The sequence below is a fragment of the Terribacillus sp. JSM ZJ617 genome (assembly GCF_044383785.1).
Classification (GTDB): domain Bacteria; phylum Bacillota; class Bacilli; order Bacillales; family Amphibacillaceae; genus Terribacillus.
Map to the genome: position 1 here is coordinate 573,666 of NZ_JBISEQ010000001.1, position 16,578 is coordinate 590,243.

A 16,578-nucleotide genomic window follows, 5' to 3' on the forward strand; every position below is an offset into this window, starting at 1 on the left:
ACCATCCTTTTTATTCAGTCAATTCTAGCATACAGAAAAACGGATTGTTTTTAAAAGTCTTTCGCACAGGATATGATACAAAGAAGGAGTGGATAGTATGAAGCTTAGTATATTGGATCAATCCCGAATCAAAGAAGACGGTAATGCAACAGAGGCATTGGAGGAAACAGTGCGGCTGGCCGAACTTGCAGATCAACTTGGCTATGTGCGTTTCTGGGTGTCCGAGCATCACGCCGGCAGCCTCGCCCATAGCAGTCCAGAGCTTCTGATGGGGCATCTTGCTGCTAAAACATCCCGTATCCGTATCGGCTCAGGCGGTGTTATGCTGCCTCATTATAGTGCGTATAAAGTTGCTGAAAATGCAAGATTGCTCGAAGCGCTTCATCCAGGAAGAATCGACCTTGGTATCGGGCGTGCGCCAGGAGGAATGCCGGCAGCGAAAAGAGCGCTGCAAGAGCATAGAGCTGTGCCGGAGGATTGGTATGATCGGCAGATACGCGATTTGCTTCATTATTTGAATATAAGAAAAGAAGAAAAGCATCGGTTCGGGGACTTGGTAGCGATGCCGAGCATTGGCACCGCCCCATCTGTCTGGCTGCTGGGCGGCAGCGCTGGCAGTGCAGGTCTTGCTGCATATCATGGAATCGGATTCGCTTATGCCCAATTCATACGGGGAGACAAGGATGCGGCAGTGCTGGATGTGTATCAGAAATCCTTCCGGAAAGGGAAGCAGCAGCCGCAAATGATGGTCAGTCTGTTTTTGTTCTGTGCAGAGACGACAGAAGCTGCAGAAGCACTGGCAAAGAGCCATGAGGTTGCATCGCTGCTTCAGGAACAAGGAAGGCCCGTCAAAGGGATGCTGCGTCCGGATACAGCAGCAGATTATAAAATGTCTCCTTATGAAAAGGAGCGTCTTGAGGACAATCGTCCAACCATGGTAATCGGAACACCAGCTGAGGTGCTGCAGCAGCTTGGAGAGCTGGAAGACTACTACGGCGGGGAGATTGAGTTCATGCTCACCAGTCCTGTTTATGAAGAAAAAGCAAGACAGGATGGGTTCCGCCTTTTGATGGAGGCGTACATGCAGCAGGCATAGCAGTTGTTCTGTTTGAATCTGACACTGCAAATCTGGTATAGTAGGAAGTACAATTCATAAGAAATCTTATAACGAGTGGCGGAGGGAAAGGCCCGATGAAGCCCGGCAACCCACTGCAGGAGGGCAGTCCTGCAGGAAGGTGCTACGACCTGCAGCGAAAAGCTGCGTGATAAGATGACGACGGCTGCAATACAGAGCTTCTTCCTCATCGAAGAAGCTTTTTTAGTAGAATCGATGTGTCGTTCGGTAGGATTTCCTATGTGCAAAAGGAGTAATAACAATGAAATATGCATACTGGCAGCCAGTTTCAAGCAGCTGGCTGCGTCATGTGGAGGATGGTGGACCGCTAAGTTTGTCAGATGTGCAGGAAACGGCGCATCTGGCGGAGGATTTAGGGTTCGATGCCGTCTTTCTTCCAGATACCTACCTATACCAAGGGAAAAATGCCGATCAGCAGCTTAACTTTTGGGAAGCAGCTGGTGCTATTGCGGAAGCAACCGATAGACTGCACATCATGGCAGCAGTCCGGCCGAGCATTGATCAGCCCGTGGAAGCCGCGAGACAAGCAGTAATGATTGATCAGGTAAGTAATAGCCGTTTTTCCTTGGCAGTTGTTTCTTTCTTGCGCGAAGAGGAACAAAAGCGCCAAGATGGCGATATAGCGGGATCAGAGGATTTCTATATGCAAACCGAGGAATTTTTCGAAGTGCTGCGCGGAGTTTGGACAGCTGGCAATTACACCTATGATGGTTTGTACTATCAAGTTCAGCACGTCGATTATTTACCAGCTGGCAAGAGCAAAGAGATCTCGCCATTATACGCAGGCGGCGAGAGTGACTATTTACGACAGACAATTGCCGAGACATGCGATGCCTATGTAATGAAGGGCGGTACTGTACAGGAAGTGGCCAGTATGATCGCTGATATGCAGATCCGCCGTGAAGCAGCCGGCAAGTCTCCGTTTACCGAATTCGGCATGACAGCTTATGTCATTTGCCGCGAAACGGAGGAAGAAGCTTACCAGGAATGGGAAAGAATTACCGGTGCGGATTACGAATCATATGTAACAGAGGAAGAGCTGGCACAAAAAAGCAAGATCAGCGATGATGCTGTTTCTGCAAGGGGCTTGCGGCCGCATCTGGTTGGGACGCCGATGCAAATTGCGCAGCGGATACTTGCCTACGAGCATGCCGGCGTCAGTCTTCTGCTGCTTCAATTTTCGCCGCACAAGCAGGAAATGGAACGTTTTACCAAGGAAATCATGCCATTAGTCGAGGAAATGCGCGATAACTCGATCTGATTGGAAATATACGGTAGACAAGCCTGGCGATATCGCTTACATTAGAAAAAAAGGAATAAGTATGGGGGCAAAACATGGAGCTATTGACGATTTTCGATGAGCAGCATCGGGAGCTTGGGGTGAAGGAAAGAGAGGAAGTCCATCGTGATGGAGACTGGCATGAGACTTTTCACTGCTGGTTCGTGGAACATGATGGTACAGAACTATACATTTATCTACAGCAGCGTTCTTTCAATAAAAGTGAATTTCCCGGGAAATACGACATTACCGCAGCTGGTCATCTGGAAAGCGGCGAAACGCCTGTGGTCGGAGGTTTACGTGAAGTGCAGGAAGAATTGGGTGTGACGCTCCAGGAGAGCGATCTTTTTTATAAAGGAATCATTCAAGAAGAGTTATTTGCTAAAAACCTGGTTGATCGAGAGTTCTGTCACCAATTCTTTTACTATTTGGAGGAACTCCCGGATATTCTTCTGAATGAAGAAGTGGTACAGATCGTGCGGATGCGGGTTAATGATTTGGAGAAGCTCGTCGAAGGAAAAGCAGCAAGCGTAGAAGCGGAAATTGTTGCAGGAGCTCCACGTCAGCGGATCGAGGTTGCACATGAAGAACTTTGTCCTCATCAGCTTGGCTATTACCGAGAAGTACTCATGATCTGCCGTACATAGAAAAGGAGCAGCGTAATGCTGCTCCTTTTCTATATTCTTAAAAAGCCCAGTTTCCATTTTCGAAGATTTGTTCCACGGTGCCATCTGGTGTTTCGCCCGTGATGGATAATTCCCCAGAGCCAACCATGAAATCAACATGTGTGAGACTGTAGTTGAAGCCGATTGCCTCTAGTTCTCCTTTTGATTTCTCGCGGGCATCCTTCACGCACATGCCAATCGCTTGTCCGAGAGCCAAATGACACGAAGCATTCTCATCGAATAAGGTATTATTGAAGACGATTCCCGACTGGGAAATCGGTGATTGATGCGGTACAAGTGCAACCTCTCCAAGAAATTGTGCGCCTTCGTCCGTTTCCAGCAAGTTCTTCAATGTTTCATAGCCTTTTTCGGCTTTGAAATCTACTACTTTTCCATTTTCGAATGTAAGGGAGAAGTTCTCCAGCAACGTACCAGCATAATTCAATGGCTTTGTACTGCTAACTGTTCCGTTTACTCCATTTTTAACTGGAATAGTAAATACTTCTTCTGTAGGAAGATTCGGAATATATGTAGAGCCATCTTCTTTCATGAATTCTGCGCAAGTCCAGAAGGAATCAGGATGCAGTTCAATCGTTAAATCAGTACCTGGCCCCGTATAATGGAGCTTGCGATAGTCGCGTGCATTTAAGTGGTCAGCATTCTTCTTCATGGCTGCAACATGCTGTTCCCACAGCTCGACTGTATTTTCCTGATCGGAGCGAGTTGTGAAGAAGATAGCATCCCACAGCTTATCGATAGCTTCCTGTCCCTGTGAGTCGGGGAAGACAGACTCTGCCCATTCGACAGTTGGTACCGAAGCGATCAGCCAATTAATACGACCATTTGTTTTGTGAGCTTGATACCCTTGTCTGGCAGCACCCACTGCTTTTGTATAGCGTGCAACCCTTGCTGGATCAATTCCGTCAAAAAGAGATGGATTCGGTGTCTTGAGCTCCAGGAAAGCTGTGTCCGCTGCTGCTAGTTCTTCATACACACGGCCTCGGAATGGGGTGAAGTAATCCAAATCTTCTTCTTTTGCATGCTTCACTTTTGCTTTTGTAATATTATCATCCTGATAATCGACAATTACGTCCCGCATGCCGGCTTCGTATGCTTTCTCAGCTACGACCTTTGTAAAAGGTGCAGCAGCTAGATCAGCTACAATCATCAAGTCCTGTCCTTGCTTAACTTTCAAGCCGATATGCAGCAGCAGCTCGGCATATTTCTCTAATTTCTGTTCAAATTGCATGTCAAGATCCCCCTTTAATTATACTATCTTCATCATTTTACCAGAAAATTATGACTAGAGCCGATACTCAAGAGAGAATTTTGCAATCGGCTCAAAATGGGTGGAGTGCTTGATATGGTGCGGAAAGATCCAGCGTTTGAGCAGCTGTTTTCGCGCACTGGTCAAATCGGTGCTGGCGCCGCTCCAAAACGCCTGCCAGACGAATTTTGTGCAATAATTCCAAGCAGGGTCTGCCAAGGTGCGGCTGAAACGGTATCCTTTCATCAAGCTGATGGAACGTTTTGCCCAATCTGCTGCACCAGACGGATCTATTTTTGGCCGGAGCAGCGTGATTGTTCCGCCGTAGCGGTGCGGGGACAGATACACTGTCAATGATTCGGTGATACCGCCTGATGGGTGTGCATGGAAAATCCGCCCGTCACTGCCGACTATACCAGCGTGGCTGAAGAAGAAGGTGGAAGGACCAATAGAACTGTACAGTACGTCACCAGCCTGCAACAGCTTTTGGAGGTTGGAAGCTGTCTGGAATAGCTTTTCAAATTCTGCTTTTGATTTTCTCAAATGGTCCACTCCTTTTCAAATGTCACAAAATCGCAAACGAAATCATGTTCCTTTATCTCTGCATGTATTATGATAGAGAAAGATTATAGTTTTGTGGAGGTTTAAGCATGAATGCATTAGAGAAACAAGGATACAGCATATATGATTTACAAAAGGATCTGGCATATGAGGGGATGGAACAGGATTTAGCTGAAATACAGGCAGTTTTCGATACATTGCCGGCAGATAGCTATGCGCTTGATTTAAATCGTTACCGTCGCTATTCACGGGCAATCATCTTCGACAAGGATGACCGATTGGAATGGCTGCCGGGTATCGAACGGGAAAACGGAAGCATGGCGCAGTATTTCCAGGGACGCTTCAATCCGGAGTATGTGGATTCTTACCGTGAATTCCCGGCCCTGCCGGATCATATCCTGGAAAACAAATTATTACAGAAAATCATCATGCATGATTATCACGAAACATTCTGGCGTAAAGAGGATTTGATTTTACCGGTTCATGCGGGCATTCATTTTGTGAAGCTGGAAGTGACTGAAAAGGGACAAGAGGGCGTATCTTCGCCGAATCTGATTCATCAGGATGGCGAACCATTCACATTTGCCCATCTTATCAAGCGGGATAATGTCGTTGGAGGGCTTAATATCATTGCGACTCCTGCTTGTGCCGGAAAGCTGCCTAAAGACGCTGACTCCAGTCAATTCCACGAAAGCTTTGAAATCCATAAGCCGTTGGAATCCTACGGAGTACATGATGAGGCGGTCAGTCACTATGTCAGCCCAATCCAAAAAGGGGAAGCAGATCGCCCAGGTGTACGAGCTGTTTTATTGATAGATTTTCAGCCTACTGTATTAGCTTAATCTAAAAAGGGGGATCAGGATGACAGTTACCATACGTGAAGCAAGAAAAGCTGACTGTAATAGGATCGGAGAAATTAGTATGCTTGGCTGGCAATTTGCCTATCAGGATATATTGCCTGCTGATTATCTAACTGCCATTCGACCGGAAGAAAGAGCAGCTCGGTTTGAAAGGGTGCTGAAGTCCGGATCCTTACTGCTTGTTGCAGAAGAAGGTGAGACGGTTGTCGGCTTCATCAGCGGAGGCAGATGCCGGGATAATATACATCCGGATTACGATGGCGAGGTATACGCAGTTTATCTTGATCCTGCCAATAAGAATCGTGGGATCGGAAAGATGCTTATTCGAGCTTTGGAAAATCGGCTTGCGGCCGAAGGAATGACAGGCGTGGTGGCATGGATGCTCGTCGGAAATGATGCCAGGCATTTCTATGAAGGCTTAGGCGGAGTGAAAATCGCTGAAGACAAGCTTCAGATTGAAGGGGTATCTTACCCTGAAATTGCATATGGATGGAAAATAGCGGACAGATAATGTCCGCTATTTTTGTATGGATAAAGGCTCGGCCTGTATGTATTGCTGGCCATCGAAGGTTAGCTTCCAGATAGCGGGCATGTTCAGCTGTTTCCAGAAATCATAATTGAATCGGGTGTCGTAATGGCCCATTGTCAGCACCATCAGATTACCGTGGGTTCCGATAGCGATTCGTTTGCCAGCATAAGCAGCGAGTATATCCTGAAAGGCATCTACGCCTCTTGCTCTAGCGCTCCTATTCGATTCACCTCCCGGAAACTGATATTCCTCCTGTGACCATAAACGGTCCATAGCTCCTTGGAAGTCTTCAACCGGTGCAGCGGCAACTTGCCGCTCTCGCAATCTTTCATCCAGAACAGCAGCGGAAGCATTACGCACGATCGTTTCCCAAGCACGCCGATAGGGACTGGAGATATAGGTATCTACTTGTTCGGCTGCTAAAAGCTTCTGAACTATCCTCGCATCACGATATCCTTCCTCGGATAATGTCCGGTTCCGTTCATCGGGTGTATAAATAGTATGCGCATGACGCACAACATAAAGAGTTGTCAGCATAATTGTCCTCCTTCCCTTTAATTCTATCAATAATGAGAGGGGGCATTTGCATTTTTATTTGAACTAGGTTACATTTTGTAAGTAACTAATACATTGTACGTTTAGGGGGCGAAGCAGATGATGGAGCTTCACGGTATTCACCACGTTTCAGCCATAACAGCAAACGCAGCGAATAACTATGATTTTTATACAAAAGTGATGGGGATGCGTCTTGTCAAAAAGACAGTCAACCAGGATGATACGTCGATGTATCACCTTTTCTATGCTGACAAGTTTGGCAGTCCGGGAACAGATCTAACTTTTTTCGAAATTCATCGTGCTGGCCGCACGTATACGGGAAACAACAGTATCTCCCTCACATCCTTGCGTGTCGCATCAGATGAAGCAATTCGCTATTGGGCGAATCGTTTGGAGGATTATGATATCCAATCACAGCAGGTGGAACTGCAGGGGCGCAAGGTTCTCTTCTTTGAGGATCCGGAAAAGCAGCGGCTCATGCTTGTTTCGGATGAACAGAACGAAGGGGTCCCTGCAGGAGTTCCTTGGGAAGATGCCGATGTACCGGCGGAGTTTGCCATCATTGGTCTTGGGCCTGTAAAGCTGACTGTGCCGGAGCTTGCACCGACAGAACATGTCTTAGTAGAACTAATGGGGTTCCGTAAGAAAACAGAGGCACAGCTTGCTGATGGAACGAATTTGCATATATATGAAGTTGGCCAAGGAGGCACAGGCGCGGAAATAATGGTAGAAGTTGTACCTGAATTACAGCGGGAACGTCCTGGCCGCGGAAGTGTGCACCATGTAGCTTTCCGGGTGAAAGACAGGGACGAATTGGAGCGCGCAAAGAAAATCCTATATGCTGATCACTTACCGAATTCGGGACTGGTGGACCGTTATTATTTCCAATCTCTTTATTTCCGGGAGCCGAATGGTATTTTGTTTGAGCTTGCCACAGACGGACCTGGATTTGCAACGGATGAAGATCCGGATGCTTTAGGTGAGACATTGGCGCTGCCGCCGTTTCTCGAAGGTGAGCGGGAGAGTATTGAAGCTAAGCTGACACCGCTTGATACGAGAAAGAAATAACAACTGGAAACCGCCTGACAGGGCGGTTTTTTCGTATGTCGGGGTTGACGCAAGCATCTGATATATGATTCTATAAATAGAAATAAATGCGTATAAGAAAGAGAGTTTCCCGAGCTTGAGTTCCACGATGCCGGGAATTTTTTACACGTTTATGGGCATAACGTATAAGGATAATAGGAGTTGAACACAGTGGGAAAAAGAACGAAATTATATGAAGCAGCAAAGCGATTAGGTGAGGTTGTATTAGGAAAGCGTCCCGCTGATTTGATTATCCGAGATGGTGTGCTAGTCAACGTATTCACAGGAGAACTGCTGGAGCATACCGATGTTGTCGTATCAGGCGACCGGATAGCACTGGTCGGAAAAGCACTGAAGGAGCATGAAGGACCTGATACAAAAGTGATAGAAGCAAATGGACAATACCTAGTACCAGGGCTGATCGACGGTCATATGCATGTGGAAAGTACGATGCTTTCCGTGACGGAATTTTCCAAGGCAGCACTTGCAAAAGGTACGACGACGGTATTCATGGATCCCCATGAGATAGCGAACGTATTCGGGATTGAAGGTGTTCGTTATATGCACGAGGAAGGGCAGCAGCTGCCATTGAAAGTGTATACGACGTTCCCGTCATGTGTACCGGCAACGGATGATTTGGAGGATGCGGGAGCAAGCCTCACTGTAGCAGATATACAGGAAGGACTTACGTGGGAGAATGTCCAAGGACTGGGAGAAGTAATGAACTTCCCTGGTGTCGTTTATGGAGATAGCAAAATGCATGGCGAAATAGCGGAGACGATCAAAGCAGGAAAGACAGTTACCGGTCATTTCCCTTCAGAGGATCCATATGCGCTGCAGGCATATATCGCAGCAGGTGTCACATCCGATCATGAAACGATTGCCAAAGAAGATGCATTGGCTAAGCTTCGTGCGGGCTTGCATGTGCAGATTCGTGAAGGATCGGCATGGCGAGATGTAAAAGAAGTGATTAAGGTGATTACGGAATATGACGTCGACACACGCAATATTTCGCTGGTGACGGATGACGTTTATCCAGAAACTTTGATTACAAAAGGACATATGAATCATGTTGTCCGCCGTGCGATCGAGGAAGGGCTTGATCCTGTGACAGCAATTCAGCTGGCTACGATCAACTCGGCTCGATATTTCCATATGGAAAATGATATTGGTAGCATCAGTGCTGGTAAATTTGCTGATTTGCTTCTAATAGAGGATTTGCAGCAGATGGAAGCAGCTACTGTTATCGCGGATGGAAGCATCCAGTTTGAAAATGGAGAGCTGCAGCAAGCATTCCCAGCGTATACGTATCCGGATGCTGTGCGAAGCTCCGTGCATCTGGCACGTGACATGCAAGCAGATGATTTCCTGCATCATACAGATCGTCCGGACGGTGACGTGCAGGTGAATGTCATCAAAGCAATTGAAGGAAGTGCGCGGACAGAGAAGATGACCGCTTCACTGCATGTCAAGGATGGAGCAGTGCAAATAGATAAGAAACAGGACATCATCCATTTATCTAATATTGAAAGACATAAAGGAACCGGACAGATATCCAATGTCTTCGTGCATGGGTTCCAGTTCCAGCGGGGAGCAGTCGCTTCGACTGTTGCACATGATAGCCATAATCTGCTTGTCATGGGTGTCGATCGTGAAGATATGGCCATCGCTGCTAATAGGCTGGCGGAAATCGGAGGCGGCCTTGTGGCTGTTCTGGACGGCGAGATCTTGGCAGAATTACCGATGCCGATTGCCGGATTGATGTCTGATCAGCCTTTGGAAACAGTTGTCGGTCAAGTAGGGGAGCTAGTAAGAGCATGGGAAAAGCTGGGCTGCAGCATTACAGACCCAATTATGACGTTCTCCTTGATTGCTTTACCAGTCATTCCGGAGATTCGTGTGACGAATCGCGGACTTGCCGATGTTACGACATTCAAGCTGATTGATGTAATCATATCGGAATAAGAGGGAGGGGAACCAGCAGGAATGCTGGTTTTTCTTTTGTCTTGAATATTCCGATTACTTCAGATTACATTGACAAAAAGCTGGATTATCTGTTATTGTACTTTAATACTTTACCATAATAAAGCGATGGAGGAATTTGAAGTGAACGCAGTTGTTATAGCAGTTATCGCAGTGCTGGTCCTCAGTTTACTGCGAATCAATGTCGTTTTTTCTTTAATATTAGGCTCTCTTATCGGCGGATTAGTCGGAGGGCTTGGAATAGATGGAACGCTTAGTGCGTTCACAGACGGTGTAGGAGGAGGCGCAAATGTCGCCTTAAGCTATGCGATGTTAGGAGGATTTGCTGTCGCAATTGCTAGCACAGGTCTTCCAGAGGCGATGGTGAGAGGCATCATTTCCATCAGTGGAAAGAAAGACACAGCTTACGCTAAAAAACGTACGCGCGCACTCATTCTTATTTTGATTTTAATCATGGCCTGCTTCTCGCAGAATGTGATTCCTGTGCATATCGCTTTTATCCCATTATTGATTCCGCCGCTTTTGAAGATCATGAATGAATTGCAAATTGACCGCCGCTTGACGGCTACCATTTTGACATTTGGTTTGGTAACGCCATATATGCTTCTGCCAGCAGGCTATGGTCAGATTTTTCATGAAATCGTAGCAACGAATATGACAGCAAGCGGTTTGGAAGTGAATCCGGATCAAATCCCGACTGCAATGCTTATTCCATCCTTGGGAATGGTGGCAGGTCTGATTATTGCACTATTTTCTTATCGAAAACCAAGACAGTATCAAACTGTCGAACTGCCAGTCCCAGATGAAGTGAAAGAAGAGAATGTGAATCTGGAACGTTCTACCTTAATCTTTTCCATTTTATCCATTGTTGCAGCACTAGCCGTTCAGATTTGGACTGACTCCATGGTATTCGGTGCTTTGGCCGGTATTATCGTGCTCTATGTTACAAGAACACTCAAATGGAAAGAAGCGGATACAATCTTGACCAACGGCATGCGCCTGATGGCTTTTATTGGATTCGTAATGATCTCCGCTTCCGGCTTCTCCAGCGTAATTGGTGCTACCGGAGATGTTGAATCGCTGGTCGAGACTGCAGCAAAAGCAATTCATGGCAGCCAGGCTCTTGGTGCATTGATGATGCTAGTTGTTGGCTTGCTTGTAACTATGGGAATTGGGTCTTCATTCTCAACAGTGCCAGTAATCGCAACGATCTTTGTACCTTTGGCAATCGAACTAGGCTTCAGTCCGATGGCGATCATTGCACTTGTTGGTACAGCAGGTGCCCTTGGTGACGCTGGTTCACCTGCCTCTGACAGTACGCTCGGACCAACGTCTGGTCTGAATGCGGATGGACAGCATGACCATATGTGGGATACAGTCGTCCCGACATTCCTCCATTACAACCTGCCTGTCATCGTCTTCGGCTGGATTGCAGCGATGATCCTCTGACGGTTGAACGCTGGACATGCTAGCGTTATGATACGTGTAGAGGATAAAAAGGGGCGATGACAGTGGAAGGCAAAACAGTACGCGAATTAGTGACGGCTATCAAAGATAAGGAAATCTCACCAGTTGAGGTTGCTTCTTATTATTTGGATCAGACAGAGAGTAAAAACGGCGAGATCAATGCGTTCGTTACCATGAATGATGAGCTGCTTGCGGAGGCGAAAGAGGCAGAAGCGGCAGTGATGCGCGGCGAAGAGACAGGGCTCTTGCATGGTATTCCAGTCGGGATCAAAGATCTTACTCCGGTAAAAGGTATGCGTACCACTTTTGGTTCACCGGCTTATAAGAATCATATTGCTGATCGGGACGCTACAATCGTCAAGCGTCTGCGTCAAGCGGGTGCTCTGATCATGGGCAAGACGAACACGCCTGAATTTGGTCATAAAGGTACGACGGATAATATGGTCTTCGGTGCGACTGTGAATCCTTGGGATCATACCAAGACAGCAGGCGGATCAAGCGGCGGGGCCGCTGCCGCTGTTGCAGCAGGAATGGTGCCGCTGGCAGAGGGAAGCGATGGAGGAGGCTCCATTCGAATTCCGGCCAGCCTTTGCGGTGTATTTGGCTTTAAGCCGACATATGGCCGTATTCCGATGGATAACAATCTAGGTAATGTATTTGGATCAAGTTCTCCGTTCGTCAATCATGGACCGCTCTCCAAACATCCAGATGACAGTGCGCTTTTCCTTGAGGCAGTTCAGGGTCCCTCCACAACAGATCCTTTCAGTCTGCCACTGCTGGATAGTCATATCGGCTCTTCCTATTTGGAAGAACAAGCTCAAGGTTTGCGTATCGCCTATACACCTGATTTCGGCATGTATGCTGTGGATCCAGAAGTGAGGAAAGTTGTCGAAGCAACATTTGATAATTGGCGGTCGCTCGGAATGTCTATTGAGACAGTAGACCTTAATTTTGATATGGATAGACATGAATTCAATGGGTTCTTTACAAGTATGTGGTATGCGTCTTCAGCGGCAGGCAGTGCCAAATTGCTTGAAACCAATCCAGAATGGGTGTCAGATTCCTATCGCGATATGATCGAAAAAGGCAAGCCATTGATGGCCTCGGATTATCGTGCATACGAAAGAAATCGCTCGACAGTTTGGAACAGGCTGCAGACGGTACTCCAGGATTACGACTTGGTGCTGTCGCCGACACTGGCAGTTCCAGCATTCGACTATCATTTGTTAGGTCCGTCTGTCATTGATGGGCAGCAAGTAAAGGAAGATGCAGACTGGATGATGACACATGCTTACAATGTGACTGGTCTTCCAGCAGCTTCCCTGCCAGCAGGTCTATCACAAGGGCGCTTGCCGATCGGCATGCAGCTAGCTGCCAACCGATTTCAGGATGCTCGTGTGCTTCGTGCAGCCAAAGCTTATATGGACGCCTATCCACTACGTTAGAAAAGCAGCTTCGGCTGCTTTTTTTCTTTTTGCCCAAAATACCCCGGTTGCTTTACAGAAAATTAACCAGAATCAAAACTATCCTCCTATATCAGGAAAGCGGCATTCCCGCTAGTATGGTAAATGACGGAGTTCGACGGTATTTGCCGAACTTACTAATATTTTGGGGGAATCAAGTAGATGGGCAAAAGGATCATATCTGTTTTTGCAATAGTCACACTTATTTGTTCCGGGATTTTGCCGAGCTTCTCTTTGGTACAAGCTGCAGAACGTGCTGCGGCACCAATTCTATCGGAATACGTAGAAGGAAGCTCTTATAATAAAGCGATCGAGCTTTATAATCCGACAAGCGAGCCGATTGACCTAAGTCAATTCGAACTGGCAGGATATTTAAATGGCAATACGGAAGCGACTGCTTCCCTGACATTATCGGGTACATTGGAATCTGGTGCTACATATGTGATCGCCAACCCGCGTGCTGGCGAAGAATTGCTTGCAGCAGCGGATCTGACAAACGGGAGCGTCATTAACTTCAATGGAAATGATGCAGTTGCTCTCCAGCAGGATGGTGCTGTTCTGGATGTGGTTGGTGAAATCGGGAATGATCGGGAAACAGCCAAGGATATCGGCCTTATCCGGTCCACTGAAGTGACCGAAGGCAGCACAGTCTTCGTTTCAGAGCAGTGGGAGGTAACGGAAAAGGATACGTTTAACACCATCGGTTCTCACGGGCAAGAGCAGCCTGGTGAGAATCCTGAAGAAGAGCCGGAGGCAGGTACAGTCCAGCCGATAGCCGATGTGAAGGGCAAGGCTGGTGAAACGGTAACAGTGGAAGGAATTGCTACAGCAGATAATGCTAGTATCGGCGGTGGGAGGTTATCCACATTCCTTCAAGACGATACAGCTGGTATCAATATCTATCATACGGATACAGCTGCTTTTCCGGATATCAAGGAAGGCGACCTTATCCGCGTTACTGGGAAAATTACGAGTTATAAAGGACTAACTGAAATAGAACCAGCAGTAGATGGCGTCACAATCGTTTCTGTCGGTAATGAGATACCTTTAGCTGAAGAAATGACAATCAGTCAGCTTCAGGATGAAACATCAGCTGAACCGGCTGAAGGAAAGCTTGTCCAGGTGACAGGTTACATCAAGGATATTCCGGAAAGCCCAGCTGGCGGTGGCTACAATGTGCAGTTTATCAATGAAAACTATGAATCTGTTACATTGCGTATCATGGAATCCGCGTTGGATATTTCGACTATCGAAGAAGGTAAGTGGTATGACGTTACTGCTATCCTGAGCCAATACGACAGCTATCAAATTCTTCCTCGTAGGCAGGAGGATATGCAGGTTGCGGCAGAACAGCCAGAAGCACCTCATACGGAAGGTACGTACAAAGCAATTGTGGAATCTGTCACAGACGGAGACACAATCCGTCTTCAAGACCCTGTTTTAGGCTCGGATCGTGTGCGTTTTGTAAATGCGGATACGCCTGAGACATTCCACTCTGTAAAAAATGAATTGGATCAGAACCAGCTGGATCATGGAAAAGCTGCGTCTGATTATTTGAAGACAAAGCTTTCTGCAGGCGAGGAAATTACCCTGAAAGTGGGTGAAGAGCCGACAGATAACTACGGCCGTTTGCTGGCACAGGTCATCACCGATGAAGGCGAAAATATGAACCTCGAATTGGTGAAAGAAGGACTGGCAGTCACTTATTTCATCGCACCAATAGGGGATACAGACGAATATGACATCTTCCAGCAAGCTGTTGCGGATGCAAAAGAACAGGAAAGAGGTATCTGGAATCCTGATTCGCCGCTGGAGGAACTGCCATTTGAATTCCGGGCCCGCTATGATGGCGGCGGTCTGGATAAATATGTTGGAAACTCGGATACAAAGGAATATGTAGTTCCAACTGAATGGGAATCTATTCCGGTTGATAAGCGTATCTTCTTCTGGACAGAGGAGGATGCCATTGCAGAAGGCTATACTGCAGATGATGGTACAGAGCCTCCAGCTAATGAAGATAACTTGGCGGTGCAGCTGCTTGGTATGAATGATCTTCACGGTAAGATTGATCAGCAATACGAACTTGATACAAACGAAGATGGTACGATGGATGGTACATTCGGCCGTATGGATTATACTGCTGCCGCTATCAAACAGCGGGAAGCAGAGAATCCAAATAGTTTGTTAGTACATGCCGGAGATATGATCGGCGGCAGCTCACCTGTATCAGCTCTGCTTCAGGATGAGCCGACAATCGAGATTATGGAAGCGATGGGCTTCGATGTCGGTACAATTGGCAACCATGAACTGGACGAAGGAACAGAAGAGCTGCTGCGTATCGTGGAGGGCGGGGAGCACCCGAATGGGACTCCTGGCTATGATGGTACGAACTTTGCCATACTTTGTGCGAACTGTGTCTACAAAGACAGTGGTGAGACAATTCTTCCTCCTTACAGCATTCAGGAAGTGGACGGAGAAAAAATAGGCTTTATCGGAGTAAATACGACAGCATCCCTTGGTATGGTCATGCCGGAAGGAATTCAAGACATTACCATTACAGACGAGGTAGAAGCAGTCAACAAAGCAACAGCAGAACTGAAGGAGCAAGGTGTGAAGGCTATTGTAGTTCTGTCTCATATGCCAGCGGAGCAGAGCGGAGATAGTGCTACAGGTGACGCAGCTGACATGGCAAACGCGGTAGATGACGAAGTTGATATCATCTTTGCAGCGCATAACCATGCTGTTGTCAACGCAACTGTAGACAATAAACTTATAGTACAAGCATCTGAATACGGTAAAGCTTTCTCTGATGTGGACCTGGAAATCGACCGTGAAACTGGCGATATCGTATCCAAGCAAGCTGAAATTGTCTGGACAGATCAAGCGGCCTACACACCTGATCCGACAGTCGGAGCTATACTGTCTAAATACGCAGAAGAAGTGGCGCCAATCATGAACGAAGTTGTAGGTGTCGCAGCTAATACGATGACTGGCGGTTATGCTGTAAAAGGGGAAATAGGTGATAATGCACTTGGCAATTTGCTTGCTGATGGCATGAATCATGCAATGAATAGTGATTTCGCTATGATGAATGGCGGAGGAATCAGGGATGATTTATTGGAAGGTGACATTACTTGGGGTGAGCTTTTCAATATCCAGCCTTTCAATAATACACTCATGACGTTTGAAATCGATGGAGCTGATTTGGCACCTATATTGAATGCCCAGATCACTTCCTACGGTCCGGATTACAGTATAAGCGGCTTTACGTATACGTGGGATGGAGAAACAAATCAGGTTGTGGACATCAAGCTTCCTGATGGTTCACCTATTAACGAAGATAAAGTATATACGCTGACAGTGAATAACTTCATGGGCACGTCATTAGGAGATAAGTATCGTCCAATCAGCGAGCTGGGGCGTAATCCTGTAATGGGACCAGAGGACCTGGAGGCTACTGTGGAGTATGTACGCAGCTTCGAAATGGAGCCGATAAGCTATACAGCAGAGGGACGTATTTCCGAAGTGAGCGGAGATACACCGACTGATCCTCCTACAGATCCAGAGGAGCCGCCGACTGAACCTGATCAGCCGGATGACGAAAAACCAAATCATCCGATTGTGGACATTGTCAAAGACATTATCGGAACAGTGTGGAATTGGGTGAAGAACCTGTTCTGGCGCTGGTAATGCAAAAACACCTTCAAGCAATAATTGCTTGAAGGTGT

Annotated in this window: 13 protein-coding genes and 1 riboswitch; of the genes, 10 read left to right on the forward strand and 3 right to left on the reverse strand. The window is 47.1% G+C overall.

The genetic code is table 11. The features are described from left to right. The first annotated feature begins 97 nt into the window (after window positions 1-97). From ACH6C1_RS02820 to ACH6C1_RS02830, 3 genes are all read left to right on the forward strand, one after another. Complete coding sequence (locus tag ACH6C1_RS02820) at window positions 98-1,096, forward strand: LLM class flavin-dependent oxidoreductase (protein WP_374074437.1); 999 nt, start codon at window positions 98-100, stop codon at window positions 1,094-1,096. Between the two features lie 63 nt (window positions 1,097-1,159). Continuing rightward, a riboswitch (SAM riboswitch) is annotated at window positions 1,160-1,272 on the forward strand. 104 nt (window positions 1,273-1,376) lie between these two features. Beyond that, the gene (locus tag ACH6C1_RS02825) at window positions 1,377-2,396 is read left to right on the forward strand and encodes an LLM class flavin-dependent oxidoreductase (RefSeq protein ID WP_374074439.1); all 1,020 of its coding nucleotides are present in this window, start codon (window positions 1,377-1,379) and stop codon (window positions 2,394-2,396) included. Between the two features lie 74 nt (window positions 2,397-2,470). Beyond that, window positions 2,471-3,061, forward strand: a complete 591-nt coding sequence (locus ACH6C1_RS02830; protein ID WP_366247896.1) for an NUDIX hydrolase — start codon at window positions 2,471-2,473, stop codon at window positions 3,059-3,061. Window positions 3,062-3,098: 37 nt separating this feature from the next. On the opposite strand, the gene ACH6C1_RS02835 is transcribed toward ACH6C1_RS02830, so the two are convergent. Together ACH6C1_RS02835 and ACH6C1_RS02840 are read right to left on the reverse strand one after the other, a co-directional pair. Next, window positions 3,099-4,328, reverse strand: coding sequence for an aminopeptidase (locus ACH6C1_RS02835; RefSeq protein WP_374074441.1), 1,230 nt, complete (start codon window positions 4,326-4,328; stop codon window positions 3,099-3,101). 54 nt (window positions 4,329-4,382) lie between these two features. Next, window positions 4,383-4,889 carry a hypothetical protein gene (locus ACH6C1_RS02840; RefSeq protein WP_374074443.1) on the reverse strand — a complete coding sequence of 169 codons (507 nt, stop codon included), beginning with the start codon at window positions 4,887-4,889 and terminating at the stop codon, window positions 4,383-4,385. A gap of 107 nt (window positions 4,890-4,996) precedes the next feature. On the opposite strand from ACH6C1_RS02840, the gene ACH6C1_RS02845 reads away from it, so the two are divergent. Both ACH6C1_RS02845 and ACH6C1_RS02850 read left to right on the forward strand, forming a co-directional pair. Next, window positions 4,997-5,749 carry a 2OG-Fe dioxygenase family protein gene (locus tag ACH6C1_RS02845; RefSeq protein ID WP_095221127.1) on the forward strand — a complete coding sequence of 251 codons (753 nt, stop codon included), beginning with the start codon at window positions 4,997-4,999 and terminating at the stop codon, window positions 5,747-5,749. 19 nt (window positions 5,750-5,768) lie between these two features. Beyond that, entirely contained in the window at window positions 5,769-6,278 is a 510-nt protein-coding gene (locus tag ACH6C1_RS02850; RefSeq protein ID WP_374074446.1) for a GNAT family N-acetyltransferase, read from the forward strand. A gap of 6 nt (window positions 6,279-6,284) precedes the next feature. Here ACH6C1_RS02850 and ACH6C1_RS02855 read toward each other — a convergent pair whose 3' ends face one another. Further along, window positions 6,285-6,833 carry a histidine phosphatase family protein gene (locus ACH6C1_RS02855; protein ID WP_374074448.1) on the reverse strand — a complete coding sequence of 183 codons (549 nt, stop codon included), beginning with the start codon at window positions 6,831-6,833 and terminating at the stop codon, window positions 6,285-6,287. Window positions 6,834-6,953: 120 nt separating this feature from the next. Between ACH6C1_RS02855 and ACH6C1_RS02860 the strand changes: the two genes are divergently transcribed. From ACH6C1_RS02860 to ACH6C1_RS02880, 5 genes are all read left to right on the forward strand, one after another. Next, on the forward strand, window positions 6,954-7,919 hold the full coding sequence (locus ACH6C1_RS02860) for a ring-cleaving dioxygenase (protein WP_374075555.1): 966 nt from the start codon (window positions 6,954-6,956) through the stop codon (window positions 7,917-7,919). A 189-nt stretch (window positions 7,920-8,108) separates the two neighbouring features. Continuing rightward, a complete protein-coding gene (gene ade, locus ACH6C1_RS02865) occupies window positions 8,109-9,902 on the forward strand; it encodes an adenine deaminase (RefSeq protein ID WP_374074450.1) in 1,794 nt (597 codons plus the stop codon). Window positions 9,903-10,043: 141 nt separating this feature from the next. Next, window positions 10,044-11,369 (forward strand): Na+/H+ antiporter family protein, encoded by a 1,326-nt coding sequence (locus tag ACH6C1_RS02870; protein ID WP_374074452.1) that lies wholly within the window; start codon window positions 10,044-10,046, stop codon window positions 11,367-11,369. A gap of 62 nt (window positions 11,370-11,431) precedes the next feature. Continuing rightward, window positions 11,432-12,832, forward strand: a complete 1,401-nt coding sequence (locus tag ACH6C1_RS02875; RefSeq protein ID WP_374074454.1) for an amidase — start codon at window positions 11,432-11,434, stop codon at window positions 12,830-12,832. Between the two features lie 180 nt (window positions 12,833-13,012). Beyond that, the gene (locus ACH6C1_RS02880) at window positions 13,013-16,540 is read left to right on the forward strand and encodes a 5'-nucleotidase C-terminal domain-containing protein (protein WP_374074456.1); all 3,528 of its coding nucleotides are present in this window, start codon (window positions 13,013-13,015) and stop codon (window positions 16,538-16,540) included. Window positions 16,541-16,578 lie beyond the last annotated feature (38 nt).